This is a genomic window from Luteibacter sp. 621, from assembly GCF_050435445.1.
Taxonomy (GTDB): Bacteria; Pseudomonadota; Gammaproteobacteria; order Xanthomonadales; family Rhodanobacteraceae; genus Luteibacter.
Map to the genome: position 1 here is coordinate 89125 of NZ_JBNDKI010000008.1, position 13144 is coordinate 102268.

Sequence of the window (13144 nt, forward strand, 5' to 3'; positions counted from 1 at the left end):
CACACGCGCTTATGCTCAACTTAGTGTTCTCACCCGTCCCATCGCGATCTGCAACGCCACCGGTAGCGCGACGAGTACCACCGGAAACTGCAGTAAAAGACCTGCAACAATCGCGACCGCGAGCGGCTGCTGCATATCCGCCCCCTGCCCTAGCGCAAGGACCAACGGCAGCAAGGTAAGGATCGCCGCCAGCGTCGTCATCGTGATGGGACGCAGGCGATTTCGCACTGCGCGACGCATCGCCGAACGCCAGCCCAGGCGCGAGCCGATGGCCATGTATTCGGAGACCAGGAAAATGGACATCTCGGTGCCAATACCAAGCACCATCGTAAGACCCATCATGGCCGTGACGTTAAGATCCACGCCCGCTATCCACAACCCGGCGAACACGGCGGATGCCGAGACGAGTGATCCGACAATGACGAGCAACGCAATGCGGGCACGCCGGTAAAGAAACATGAGCAGCAGGAATTCGGCGCCCATGGCCGCAGCGAACACCTTCTTCAACCCCGTGAACGCGATCTGCTGTTGCTGGTAAAGGCCGCCGAGTTCATACCGTACACCAGGCGGAAGGACCCCTGGCTTGCCCAGAACGGCCCGCACCCTGGCCACGGCCGATTTAATACCCCCGTGCTCGATGCGCGCCGTCACGGGCACCATGGCCTGCAGATCTTCCCGGGTGATCTGTGGTTGGCCTGCGACCGGCACCACCGAGGCAACGCGCGACAATGGGAACATGTGGCCATCGGCAGACCGTATGGGAAACGCAACCAGGTTCGCTATCCGCCACGACGGCGAACCCGCGCCCGCCACACGCACGCCGATCGATTTGGTGGCGCTAGGCAGTTCTGTCGCGATGACACCGACAAGACCATCCGAAATCGCCTGGGACACTGCCTGGACCGTTACACCTTCCGCAGCCGCGGCCACGGGATTAACGCGCACTTCCAGCGCATCGCCCGCAAGCTGCGCGCCGCTCTTCACATCCACGAGCCCTGGCACGCGGGCCATGGCGCTCGCAATGCGGTCGGCCAGCGGAAGCAACGCTGCAACATCGTCCCCATACAGCTTGACCTCAATGGGCTGCGGGACCGCCGTGAGATCACCGATCAGGTCTTCCATGAGCTGCGCCACCTCCACCTGCACACCGGGGACGTTGTGCAGGATGCGATCGCGCACATCGTTCATGACATCGATCGTCGGGGTATCGTGGCCGGTTTTCAGCTTGATGAAGAAATCACCATGGTATGACTGGCCGAGGTCGCCACCCAGGCCCGTACCGAGCCGGCGCGAGAACGTGTCGATATCCTTGTTCATCCGCAGCAGCGATTCGATCTGGGCGACCTCGCGCTCTGTCTCGATGATGGACGTACCCGGTGCGGTGTAGTAATCGAGCACGAAGCCACCCTCATCGGCCTCGGGCATGAAGCCGGTCGGGACATGCATGTAGGCGACGATGCCGACAATAAACGTACTGGCCACGAGGGCGCCCACGAGCCAAGGGCGACGGAACGCTACCCGCACGACGTGGCCGTGGGCACGCGCGAAAGCGCGCTCCCAGCGTGCCGGTACGTGTACCCAACTGCGCGGGCGCGAAAAACGTGCCGCCAGCGGCGGCACCACGAACGCCGTGACAATCCACGAAACAACCAGGGCTGCACCCATCGTGATGGACAATGCGCGCGAAAACGCACCCGTCACGCCATCAAGAAACGCAAGTGGCACGAACACGATCAGGGTGGCGAGGCTTGAGCCCGAGAGTGGCACGATGAATTCGCTTGCCGCCTCGTAGATGACGCCGTCGTAGCGGCGTCCATCGGCCGCCGCCACCCGGCGTGCCATGTGCTCGACCATGACCATGACATCGTCGATGACGAGCCCCACTGCGGCCGCCATGCCGCCCAGGGTCATGATGTTGAAGCTGAGGCCAGCCACGCTCAGGCACAAAATGGTTCCCGCCAGGATGGCTGGCACGGCGATAAAGACGATCGCGACGAGGCGCATGCTACGGAGGAAGGCGAAGAGCACGACGGCCGCGAGGATCAGGCCGATAGCTATCGCCTCCCACACGCTGCCGGCTGACGCCGTGACCAGCTCGCTCTGGTCGTACCATTTTTTCAGCGTGATGCCAGGCGGTAACGGCAGGCCCTTCAACTTCGCCCGAACCGCCGCGGCGATCTGCACGGCATTGCCATCGGGCTGCTCGAAGACATTCAACAGGACGGCAGGCCGGCCATCCTCGGCCACGCGAGTCCAGTCCGGTGCCACACCGCTATGCACGTTCGCAACATCACCCACCGTGGTACGGCCGCCTCCCGCGTTGGCCAGCCGTATGGATGCCACCGCCCTGGCATCGCTCACCGGACCGTTGGCAACCACAAGGAAAAGCTTGTGGTGATCCTGGATGCGCCCGACCGCGTTCACCTGGTTCGCCGCGGCAATGGCCGTTGTGACATCCGACGCAGTAAGCCCGCGCGACGCGAGCGCATGCGGATCGACCTCAACTTCGATCTCGGCGACTTGCCCACCCTGCACATCGACGCGAGCCAAACCCGGCACGGAGGCCAGCATGGGCGCGATGCGATACTGGGCGAAATCGCGCAGGGCCACGGGGGACATGCCATCCCCGCGCAGGGCATACGAGATGATCGGGAACACCGTGGGGTCCATGCGGCGAACGTCATAACGCGTACCGGCAGGCAAATCGGGGATCGTTGACGCGATGGCCGCATCGACCAGGAGCGTCGATGCGATCATGTCGCGGCCCCACCCGAAATCTACCGAGATCTGCGCCTCGCCCCGGGACGTTTCCGAGCGCACGCTGTTAACACCCGGGATCGAGCGTATCGCGTCTTCAACGGGCCGGGTAACGAGCAGCGAGGTGGTTTCGGCCGGACGGTCGCCGGCTGAAAGGTCCACGACGATTCGCGGGAACGACACCTGCGGGAACAGCCCAACCGGAAGATTGAGTGCTGCGACCGCCCCCATGATCGCCAGCATGATGGCGAGCAGGACGAGTGTCGCCGCGTGCCGTGCCAGGAACGATGCCGGCATCAGCGGCCACCGCCACTGGTGACGACGGTCATGCCTTCGGCAAGTTGTGGTCCGCCCGCGGTCACCAGCGGTGCCGATGGGTCGATATCACCGTTGAGCAGCACGCGGTCGCCGCGCTCAACGACGACACGCACGTCAACGCGATGCGCCCTTCCCTGGCGGACCTGATAGACGCAAGGGCCCCTGCTGTCGTCAACGACGGCATCCGCGGGGGCATCCCATCCGGATGCCTCGCCCACCGTGATCTCGGCCCGCCAGGTCGTTCCGGGCATGGGCGCCGAGTCCGGATGGATACGGACCGGCACCAGGCGCGTTTGCCCGTCGATAGCATCGGCGATGCCGAGGACGCGTCCCGTTATCCTGCCCGTGCCACCGACCCGCTCCAGATCGACCGGCATGCCGACACGCACCGTGCCGGCAACGCCAGGCTCAACACCGCCGATGACGGTGAGCTCGGCCGTTGGCGTCACGGCAATCAGCGGCGCGTTGGCTGCCACCACCTGGCCAGCTGACGCAGCGACGGTCGTGACCGTTCCGTCCACCGGCGCGCGTATGACGATGGACGATGCCACCACATCGGCGCGCGGGTACATGGCGACGGCTGCCCGTGCATCGGTAAGTGCTTTCGACGCCTGTTCCACCTGTTCGTCCGTAGCCAGCGCGTCCCCACGCAGGCGGCGCACACGCTCGAGCGATAATGCCGCGGTCTGCACGCCGGTCCTCGCCATGTCCATCGCTACACTGGCGGCAGGCGCAAGGTCGAATGAGGCCAGGACCTGTCCTCTACGCACCGCCTCGCCCTGGGCTACGGTCAACCGGGATAGCGAACCATCGAACGGCAGCGTGACCACTTGCTGGTACGGGGCACCCTGGCTCGCCTCACCCCATGCCACGACGGTGCGCGGCATGACACCCTTCTGCGGCGTAGCGATGAGCACCGCGGCCGACGCGACCTCATGCGCCGCATCGTCATCTGGCGTGGCCTGACAACCAGCGAGGACGCACAGGCAAAGCGCAAAAACCGCTGAGGAAGGACGACGCATCACTGAAACTCCTTTTCCGTATCGATCACCGGCATCCCCATGCCCAGCAGCGCTTCAAGACCTATTCGTTGATCACGCATAGCGAGTTCGGTATGCAGTTGCGCCACCTTCGCGGACAATGACGCCACGGCCAGCCCGCTGTAGGTCGTGCGGTCCAGGTCTCCCCTCGCGAGCGCGGCCGAAGCGGCCGCTGTCCGGCCAGGTGCAGCCGCCTCCTCCCGTGCCAGGCGCCGCAGCTGCGATTCCGCTAGCCGGTTCGCTACGATGAGCGCCCTGGCTTCGTCCCTCGCATCGGCGACGCGCTGGCTGTACTCCGCGTGCAAACGCTCGCGGGTGAATTGTTCGGCGCGGGCGTTCGCGGTACCACGGTCAAATATCGGCAAGTCCACGGTGAACGCTGGCCCGCCATTGGTGACCCTGCTGTTGTCGCGCGACGCGTCGTAGCCGAGCGACAAAGCGGGGAATTGCGAGAGTACGGCAGCGCGAAAGTGCGCATCCTGCGCCTCGTAGCCCATGGCGAGCGCCACCAGGTCAGGCCTGTGCCTGGGCAGGTCGTGAATCGCAACGTCAGCCTCAGCCTCGGCTAGCGGCACCCATGGCGGCAAGGGTGCGAGCGACAGCGGCGCATCGAAGCCAAGCCCCATCAGCGCGCGCAGGTCGCGCCGCTGGCTGGACAGCGTGCGCTCGGTCTCCGCCGCGGCGGCATCCGCTTCGCTGGCAGCCTGCGCCATGGGGGCCGTCACGGTGCGGTCCATGTCGCCCGCCTGTTCGGCGCGGCCAGCAGCCTCCCATTGTTGGCGGAGGATTTGCGCCATCTGTACCTGCAGGGCAAACAACTGCTCGTTGAGAAGGATGTCGGTCGTAAGCTGTCGTCCCCGGACCACCGTTTGCCACGCCTCCCACGCAAGGCTCGCATCCACTTCCGCTGTCGTTGCACGCGCCTCGGCGCGGCGCGCACGCAGGGTGATCAAGCCATTCACCGGCTCAGCGATCGCCGCTGTCCATGCGGTCGCGTCACCTGCGCCGGATAGCAGGTAACCCAGGCTTCCGGAGAACGAAGGATTGGGAGGAAGCGCACCGGTTTCCGCCTGTGCATGTGCCTCCGCGCGTCGCAACCCGGCCAGCTTCAACGAAGGGTTGTTCTGCAATATCAGGCGCGTGACGTCATCCAGCGTGAGCGCCGCGGGCGCAACGGCGCCACCCTGAAGCGCGCTAACGGCGCCGGCGTAACGCGCTTCATGGTCGAGCGGCAGCGGCGCATAGTGAGCGCACGCCGCCACGCCAGCGGCAATAAGGCCACATAGCAATGGCCTGGCCAGGGATACAGGCATGCGAAACGGGTGTCCTTGGGGAACTACCCGCCACGCTAACCAAGATCGCTTAGCGGAATCTGTGCGACCTAGGCTCCATCCGCCGGAATCATGTAGCCGAAGCCGCGGACCGTCCTGATCACCTCCACGCCGAGCTTGCGGCGCAACGCATGGATGAGCACCTCGAGCGCGTTCGGGCCGACATCCGACTCTGCCCCGTAGATGGAACGCTCTATCGCGTCGCGCCGCACGATCCGGCCCACGCGCTCCATCAGCACCTGCGTCAATGCGAACTCACGCCGGGTCAGTTCAACGCGCTGGCCATCCCTGCGCACTTCAAGCCGCGACACATCCATCGAAATCGCGCCCGCCCTAAGCACATTGTCAGCCAGGCCCTGCGAGCGTCGGCAGAGGGAGCGAATCCTCGCTGCCAGCTCATCAAGATGAAACGGCTTGGCAAGGTAATCATCGGCGCCTGCATCCAACCCCTGGACGCGATGCTGCACGGTATCGCGGGCGGTAGTCACTAGGATGGGCGTTCGGATGCCTGCCCGCCGCGCCTCGCGCAGCACCTCGATGCCATCCATGGAAGGCAGCCCCAGGTCGAGCAGGACCAGGTCGGCTTCGCGTTGCCTGAGCGCCTCGAGGGCTGCGTTGCCATCTCGCAGCCACATGACGGTGTAGGTCAGCTGCTCCAGCGCTCGCTTGATCGACCCACCCAGGCGCTCGTCATCCTCGACCACAACGATATGCATAGCGGCTCCCCATGAATTTACGAGGGCCATTGTCAGGGTTCTGATGGCCGGCGCATTACACAGGTTCGGCTAAGGAATTCATAAGCTACCTGAGTAACGGGATTATCTCGCCGATTTTCTCAACTCATTCTCTTTTACCGAATCCACGACCGGAGTCGTTGCGCCCCAACGGATCGAATGCCGCCCATTTGTTATTGCGAATCATTATCACATGCGTTAATGTTTCATGCCGCAATTACTTCACCTCTCCGCGAAAGCGTACGACGCCCGATTAACCCGGGCGCCGCCGGACTCGCTTTGCCCGCGTTCCGCGGGAACCAACGTTCAAGGGAAAAACCACCATGCCGTCGTACATCACCTCGAGGTCCGTTCCGCCCCGCCGCCTGGTCGCAAGCGCCCTTGGCCTGGTCATGGCCGGCTCCGCCGCCCACGCTACCGACGCGCCCCATCCGGATCCGCAGGACAAGGGCAAAGAGCGCAAGACCGAGAACCTCGAAGGCATGCAGGTGCAGTCGACCGTGGTCAATAGCACGTCGCCCAAGTTCACCGCGCCACTGGTCGATACACCGCGTTCGGTCACCGTCGTGCCGCAGGAAATCATCCAGCAGACCAACGCCATTTCCCTGCTTGATGTGCTGCGCACCGTACCGGGCATCACGTTCGGTGCTGGCGAAGGCGGCAACCCCAACGGCGACCGCCCCATCATTCGCGGCTTCGATTCGGAGAGCTCTATCTTCGTGGACGGCGTGCGCAGTTCCGGCTCCCAGCAGCGCGAGATCTTCGATATCGAACAGGTGGAAGTGACCAAGGGCCCGAGCTCGGCGTACACCGGCCGCGGCTCGGTCGGCGGTAGCGTGAACCTGGTGACGAAGGCACCGGAAGCCAAGAACTTTGTTGCAGGTTCTATCGGCCTGGGCACCGACGCCTACCGTCGTGGCACCGCGGACTGGAACCAGATGTTCGGCGACGATTCCGCGTTCCGCCTGAACCTGATGGCGCACGATGCGAACATTCCCGGCCGCAACGGCCCCGACCAGAGCCGCTGGGGCGTTGCGCCGTCGGTCACCTTCGGCCTGCACGCCGATACCAGCGTGACGCTTAGCTACTACCACATGCAGACGGATGACACGCCCGATAGCGGCATTCCGTACAACAACCCGAACAACGCGCCCACGCGCAGCGGCAGCCCGATCGACGTACCGCGCGATACCTATTACGGCCTGCTCGATCGCGACTTCCAGAAGCAGAAGAACGATATCGGCCAGATCGTGGTCAAGCACAACTTCGCCGATGGCTGGCAGTTGCGCAACACCTCTGTCTACGCACGCTCCACCAACGATTACCTGTGGACCCAGCCGGACGACAGCAACGGCAACTTCCTTGCCAACGGTGGTATCTGGCGCCGTGCCAACAACCGTATCAGCGCCACCGATTCGCTCACCAACCAGACGGACCTCACGGGTGCGTTCGAAACCGGCTCGGTGAAGCACACAATCGCGGCCGGCATCGAAATCGCCAACGAGAAAACCAACCGTTCGCAATACCTGGTGGACCCGGCGAAGAACGCCGCCGACACGCACAATATTGGCGCGATCAGCAATGGCGCCTGCTCGGCGAAGTACGGTATTGGCGCCGCATCGAACTACTGGTGTGCACCGGTGATCGACCCGAATCCGCACGATCCGTGGCAGGGTGCGTTGATCGGAGGCCAGAACCCGAACCGCATCACCACGAACACGCGCTCCGCGTGGGCGTTCGATACGATGGACTTCAACGAGATGTGGTCGCTGAACCTGGGCGGCCGCTATGACCACTTCGAGACCAAGTCCACCGCGGTGACCACGGCCACGAACGCCACCGTGCGCGTGCGCAACAACTCGTCGTTCTGGAACTGGCAGGCCGGCCTGGTGTTCAAGCCGGCGGAGAACGGCAGCATCTACGCGTCGTGGGGCACCTCATCCAACCCACCCGGCGTGGATGCGGGCGATGGTGCCGATGGCATTGCCGCGACCAACGATTCGCTCAAGCCCGAGAGCAGCCGCAACCTGGAACTCGGCAGCAAGTGGGACCTGCTGGATAACCGCATTTCGCTGACCGGGGCGGTGTTCCGCAGCGAAAAGAGCAACGCGCGCGTCGCCACCGGCGGGCGCGGCAGCGTCATGGTCAACGCGGGCAAGCAGCGCGTGGATGGCGTGGAAATTGGCATCAACGGCCGCATCACCGAGAAGTGGAACGTGTTCGGTGGCTACACCTGGCTGGATAGCGACCTGGTCAAGCCGGCGCCGGCGGATGCGGCGAGCAAGGGCAACCAGTTCCCGAACACGCCCAAGAACAGCTTCACGCTGTGGACCACCTACGCGTTCACCCCACGCTTTACGCTGGGCGGCGGTGCGTACGCCATGGATCGCGTATACGGCAACACGGCCAACACCAAGTGGGTGCCGGGCTACACGCGCTACGACCTGATGGCCTCGTACGTACTGAACCACAACGTGACCCTGCAGCTGAACGTGCAGAACCTGACGAACAAGTACTACTTCGACAAGGCCTATGCCGCGCACTACGCCAACGTGGCTCCCGGCCGCGTCGGCATCCTCAGCGCCAACTTCCGCTTCTGACCCGAGGAAGCCCGGGCCGGCTCACGGCGGCCCGGGCATAACGCCATGCTCCTGCAGATCGAAAACCTCATCACGGCCGACGACGCCGCCACCATTCTTTCGCGTTTGCGCGACGCACGGTGGGAGGACGGCCGCGTGACGGCGGGCTACCAATCCGCCCAGGCCAAGCACAACGCACAGGTCGCCGAGGACGATCCCATCGCCCGCGCGCTGGGCGATGCCGTCGTCGACCGGCTGCTGGCCCATCCCACCTTCTTTGCCGCCGCCCTGCCGCTGCGCATCTACCCGCCGTTGTTCAATCGGTACGAAGGCGGCCAGGGCTTCGGCATGCATGTCGATAACGCGATACGGTATGACCGCCGGCAGATGCCGCCGCTTGCCGTACGCACGGACCTCTCCGCCACCTTGTTTCTCAGCGATCCTGAGTCCTACGACGGTGGCGAGCTGATCGTTGAAGACACCTACGGCACGCACGCGATCAAGCTGCCGGCGGGCCATCTGGTGCTGTACCCGGGGAGCAGCCTGCACCGCGTGGAGCCGGTGACCCGGGGCACGCGCAACGCGTGCTTCTTCTGGGTGCAAAGCATGGTGCCCGATGCGATGCGCCGGCGGCTGCTTTTCGATATGGACCTCTCCGTCCAGGAGCTGACTGGCCAGGGTGCGGATAAGGACGCCGTGCTGCGGCTGACCGGGGTCTATCACAACCTCTTGCGCGAATGGTCGGTCACGTGACCGCGTTCGACGCAGAGGCGTTTGGCACCGAGCTCACCACTTCATCGGCGGCGGCGCATGCCTATGCGTTGCGCCTGGCGAAGGACGGCGATGCCACGGCCCAGACGATCGTCGGCCAGATGTTCCTGGATGGACAGGGTTGCGACGCCCAACCTTCCGAGGCGGTGTACTGGTTCATGCAGGCAGCGCACCTTGCGTCACCCATGGCGATGAACATGCTGGGTCGCTGCCATGAAAATGGCTGGGGCGCCGTGGTCAACCACGAGCTGGCGGCCGTGTGGTTCCGCCGCGCCGCCGAACACGGGCTCGACTGGGGCATGTACAACTACGCCCACGTGTTGGAGCAAGGACGTGGCGTACGCGAAAACCGTGCCGCGGCGTTCGAGTGGTTCGGCCGGGCCGCGGCCGTTGGCCACGCACGGGCCATGTGTTTCCTGGCGCGCTACTACGAGCATGGATGGGAGACGGCGCAGGACGTTTTGCGTGCGTACGCACTCTACGAAGCCTCCGCGAACGCCGGTGACTACCGCGGCGAATGCGCCTGGGCTTCGGTGCTTGCCGGCCAGGGCCGCCACGACGAGGCAAGAGCTTTTCTTGCGCGTGGCCTTTCGAAGGCACCCGAATCCTTTATTAGCGCCATGAAGGACGTGCTTCTCGCCAACCCGGCCAGCGAAGTCAGGGCGCTTTCGAGCGTTTGCGACGGTCCTTTGGGCTGACCGGACCGAACGTCCGCTCAATATCGTCGAGCGCACGCGCTACCTGCTCCGCCGCCCCTGGGTATGCATGCACCAGGGCCGCCACCCGCGCGCTCAGGGAAACGGCCTTCCCCTGCGTTGCATCCACGGGTAACGGGATGTTGAGGCATTCGCACAACCGGCGCGCCGTCGGCGTGAGCGTCACCGCTATGCCGCGCTCGATGCGCGAGATCTGCGAGCGATGAACGCCGCTCAGCACGGACAAATCTTCTATGCGCATATCGGCAGCCAGCCGCGCTTCGCGAATCTGAGCACCCAGTGCCTGGGCACCTGAGGCACCAAGTGGCAAGCGGGTATGGGTACGAGGGGCTTTCGTTGAACGTGCAGGCATCTGAGCCACGGAACCGCAGGGAGGAACGCGAACCACCCTATTCGATGTACCTTAGGCCGCACTTAGAACACCCGACGCCAACAGCTTCACCTGTAGGAGCGCGCTTGCGCGCGATGGATCGTGCTGCTACCGGATCGCGCGAAGGCGCGCTCCTGCAACTTTTTCGCGCGCCAAGAAAAAGGGCGACCCAGAAACGAGCCGCCCCTCTTCATCGCCGACCAATCACGTGTATCAACGGTTGACCCAATGGCACTGCTGCACGGTGTGATAGTGATGGTGGCTGTCGTACACGCGATGCGGCTTACAAACCTTGTGGCGCGTCACGTGATGCGGCGGGTGATGATCATCGGCCTGGGCGGCAAGCGGCGCCATGAAGGCGGCGCCCAGCACGAGCAGGCCGAGAAGACGCGTACGCGTGCGAGTTACGCTTCCGGCGGTGTGGTTAGTCATGCTGTTCTCCCGTGAGTGGTGGAACACAACGTCGCTTTTCTATGCGACGCAGTCAATACAATTTCGAACGCCACCATGGCTGTGTTCATGTACCTCTACACGGAGCGAAAAGTCGCAATTTCTTTCGCATTGCCAGGCTTTGGACTAGGCTCTGTGAGCTGCGCTGCGCGGCGGGAGTAAAGGCCACCGCCCACTCCCGCCGATTGAATACTGCACCGCCCAACCCCATCCGTAAGCGAACGATCAGGAGCCAGGTACAGGAATGAGCGGCGAACGCAGGGCGAAATCACGGAATATCGGCGCGTTGCGCAACCTTTGGCCGTTCATGAAGCCGCACAAGGGCCTGGTGTTTGGCTGGCTGATCTTCCTGGCACTGTCTTCGGGTGCCTCCCTGGCGCTGCCCCCCGCGCTCCGGCACATCATCGACCGGGGCTTCCTGGCCTCGAACGTGGCCACCATCAACGGCACCTTCCTGGCCCTGTTCGGGGTGGCTGTGGTGCTGGCCATCGCCACGGCCGGGCGCTACTACTGCATCGCCCTGCTGGGTGAGCGCTCGCTCGCCTCCTTAAGGGCAGCGCTATACAAGCACGTCATCGGGCTGGACGTGGGCTTCTATGAAAGCACCCGGGTGGGCGAACTCACGTCGCGCCTGGGTACCGATACCGAGGTCGTACAGACGCTTGTCGGCTCGGGAATTTCCGTGGCGCTGCGCAGCGCCGTGATGCTGATCGGCTCGGCCGTAGCGATGGCCTGGACCAGCCCGCACCTCGCCGGTCTCACCGCCCTGGTCATCCCCGCCGTGATGCTGCCGATCCTTATCTTCGGCCGCCGTGTGCAGAAGCTGTCGCGGCATAGCCAGGATCGGATCGCGGATGCCGCCGCGGTGGCGAACGAAACCCTCAATGCCGCCCAGGCCGTGAAGGCCTATAACCGCGAGCCGATCGAGAGCCGCCGCTATGCCGATGCGATCGCGCTGGCGCTAGCCACGGCACGTCGCCGCATCGGCATGCGCTCACTGCTTACCGCGGCCGTCATCGTCCTGATCTTCGGCGCGATCACGCTGGTGTTGTGGAGCGGCGCACGCGATGTGATCGCCGGCACCCTGCAACCCGGCGTGCTCAGCCAGTTCGTGCTCTACGCCATTTTCGCTGCCGGCTCGGTGGCGGGCCTCTCCGAGGTCTGGGGCGATGTACTGAGCGCCGCCGGCGCCATGGAGCGTATCGGCGAACTGTTCGCCGAGCAGCCGCAGATCCGCACACCCGAGGCACCGGAACCGCTGCCGGTGCCGGTCACGGGGTCGCTGCATTTCGACCATGTGGAATTCCGTTACCCGTCACGGCCCGACGTCGCTGCCCTCTCGGACTTCACCCTGGATATCGCACCCGGTGAAACGGTCGCCCTGGTCGGCCCCTCGGGTGCGGGCAAGAGCACGGTATTCAGCCTGCTGTTGCGCTTCCACGATCCCAAGTCGGGCGCCATACGCTTCGATGGCGTGGACCTGCGTGCACTGGCCCTGCCCGATTTGCGCGGCTCCATCGCGCTGGTGCCACAGGAAACCGTGATCTTTGGTGGCAGCGCCGCAGACAACATCCGCTTTGGTCGCGAGAACGCCACGAACGATGAGGTCCGTGAAGCGGCGCGCCTGGCCGAGGCCGATGGCTTCCTGTCTGCGCTACCGGAAGGTTATGAGGCAGCCCTAGGCGAGCGCGGCGTGCGCCTCTCCGGCGGCCAGAAGCAGCGCATCGCCATCGCCCGCGCCATCCTGCGCGATGCACCGCTGCTCCTGCTGGATGAAGCAACCTCCGCGCTGGATGCGCAATCGGAAGCGGCGATCCAGCAGGCGCTGGAGCGACTGGAAAAGGGCCGCACCACGCTGGTGATCGCCCACCGCCTGGCCACCGTACAGCGGGCGGACCGGATCGTCGTGATGGAGGCTGGCCGGATCGTGGCGCAGGGCACGCATGAGCAGTTGCTCGCCCAGGGTGGCCTGTATGCAGAGCTTGCGCGGTTGCAATTTGTGGCCTGAGGCGGGACCGGATCGCGCGCAAGCGCGCTCCTACAGGATACCTACGCGGCCTTGACGCCCCGCCGCCTAG

General features: G+C 64.6%; 10 protein-coding genes. 4 read left to right on the forward strand and 6 right to left on the reverse strand.

The window, feature by feature from the left end; genetic code table 11:
• Window positions 1-15: 15 nt before the first annotated feature.
• The 4 genes from ABIE56_RS10805 to ABIE56_RS10820 form a co-directional block, all read right to left on the reverse strand.
• Entirely contained in the window at window positions 16-3054 is a 3039-nt protein-coding gene (locus ABIE56_RS10805) for an efflux RND transporter permease subunit (protein WP_429243816.1), read from the reverse strand.
• Complete coding sequence (locus ABIE56_RS10810) at window positions 3054-4097, reverse strand: efflux RND transporter periplasmic adaptor subunit (protein ID WP_429243817.1); 1044 nt, start codon at window positions 4095-4097, stop codon at window positions 3054-3056. Before ABIE56_RS10810 ends, ABIE56_RS10805 begins: the two co-directional genes overlap by 1 nt.
• Window positions 4097-5428 (reverse strand): TolC family protein, encoded by a 1332-nt coding sequence (locus ABIE56_RS10815; RefSeq protein ID WP_429243818.1) that lies wholly within the window; start codon window positions 5426-5428, stop codon window positions 4097-4099. The genes ABIE56_RS10810 and ABIE56_RS10815 overlap by 1 nt, the downstream gene beginning before the upstream one ends.
• Window positions 5429-5496: 68 nt before the next feature.
• Window positions 5497-6162 (reverse strand): response regulator, encoded by a 666-nt coding sequence (locus ABIE56_RS10820; protein WP_429243819.1) that lies wholly within the window; start codon window positions 6160-6162, stop codon window positions 5497-5499.
• Between the two features lie 341 nt (window positions 6163-6503).
• On the opposite strand from ABIE56_RS10820, the gene ABIE56_RS10825 reads away from it, so the two are divergent.
• Genes ABIE56_RS10825 through ABIE56_RS10835 form a run of 3 tightly spaced genes read left to right on the forward strand, consistent with a single transcriptional unit; the run spans window position 6504 to window position 10228 of the window.
• The gene (locus tag ABIE56_RS10825) at window positions 6504-8780 is read left to right on the forward strand and encodes a TonB-dependent receptor (protein WP_429243820.1); all 2277 of its coding nucleotides are present in this window, start codon (window positions 6504-6506) and stop codon (window positions 8778-8780) included.
• Between the two features lie 45 nt (window positions 8781-8825).
• Window positions 8826-9512, forward strand: coding sequence for a Fe2+-dependent dioxygenase (locus tag ABIE56_RS10830; RefSeq protein WP_429243821.1), 687 nt, complete (start codon window positions 8826-8828; stop codon window positions 9510-9512).
• Window positions 9509-10228 (forward strand): tetratricopeptide repeat protein, encoded by a 720-nt coding sequence (locus ABIE56_RS10835; RefSeq protein ID WP_429243822.1) that lies wholly within the window; start codon window positions 9509-9511, stop codon window positions 10226-10228. The genes ABIE56_RS10830 and ABIE56_RS10835 overlap by 4 nt, the downstream gene beginning before the upstream one ends.
• Here ABIE56_RS10835 and ABIE56_RS10840 read toward each other — a convergent pair.
• Together ABIE56_RS10840 and ABIE56_RS10845 are read right to left on the reverse strand one after the other, a co-directional pair.
• Window positions 10188-10598 (reverse strand): helix-turn-helix domain-containing protein, encoded by a 411-nt coding sequence (locus tag ABIE56_RS10840; protein WP_429243823.1) that lies wholly within the window; start codon window positions 10596-10598, stop codon window positions 10188-10190. The genes ABIE56_RS10835 and ABIE56_RS10840 overlap by 41 nt on opposite strands.
• Before the next feature lie 231 nt (window positions 10599-10829).
• A complete protein-coding gene (locus ABIE56_RS10845) occupies window positions 10830-11048 on the reverse strand; it encodes a hypothetical protein (RefSeq protein WP_429243824.1) in 219 nt (72 codons plus the stop codon).
• A gap of 262 nt (window positions 11049-11310) precedes the next feature.
• Between ABIE56_RS10845 and ABIE56_RS10850 the strand changes: the two genes are divergently transcribed.
• On the forward strand, window positions 11311-13074 hold the full coding sequence (locus ABIE56_RS10850) for an ABC transporter transmembrane domain-containing protein (RefSeq protein ID WP_429243825.1): 1764 nt from the start codon (window positions 11311-11313) through the stop codon (window positions 13072-13074).
• The last annotated feature ends 70 nt before the right edge of the window (window positions 13075-13144 follow it).

Bases quoted from the DNA above. Each gene is read 5' to 3' on its own strand.
- ABIE56_RS10810 (WP_429243817.1), bottom strand. From the start codon at position 4,097: ATGCGTCGTCCTTCCTCAGCGGTTTTTGCGCTTTGCCTGTGCGTCCTC.
- ABIE56_RS10815 (WP_429243818.1), bottom strand. From the start codon at position 5,428: ATGCCTGTATCCCTGGCCAGGCCATTGCTATGTGGCCTTATTGCCGCT.
- ABIE56_RS10805 (WP_429243816.1), bottom strand. From the start codon at position 3,054: ATGCCGGCATCGTTCCTGGCACGGCACGCGGCGACACTCGTCCTGCTC.
- ABIE56_RS10845 (WP_429243824.1), bottom strand. From the start codon at position 11,048: ATGACTAACCACACCGCCGGAAGCGTAACTCGCACGCGTACGCGTCTT.
- ABIE56_RS10830 (WP_429243821.1), top strand. From the start codon at position 8,826: ATGCTCCTGCAGATCGAAAACCTCATCACGGCCGACGACGCCGCCACC.
- ABIE56_RS10840 (WP_429243823.1), bottom strand. From the start codon at position 10,598: ATGCCTGCACGTTCAACGAAAGCCCCTCGTACCCATACCCGCTTGCCA.
- ABIE56_RS10820 (WP_429243819.1), bottom strand. From the start codon at position 6,162: ATGCATATCGTTGTGGTCGAGGATGACGAGCGCCTGGGTGGGTCGATC.
- ABIE56_RS10825 (WP_429243820.1), top strand. From the start codon at position 6,504: ATGCCGTCGTACATCACCTCGAGGTCCGTTCCGCCCCGCCGCCTGGTC.
- ABIE56_RS10850 (WP_429243825.1), top strand. From the start codon at position 11,311: ATGAGCGGCGAACGCAGGGCGAAATCACGGAATATCGGCGCGTTGCGC.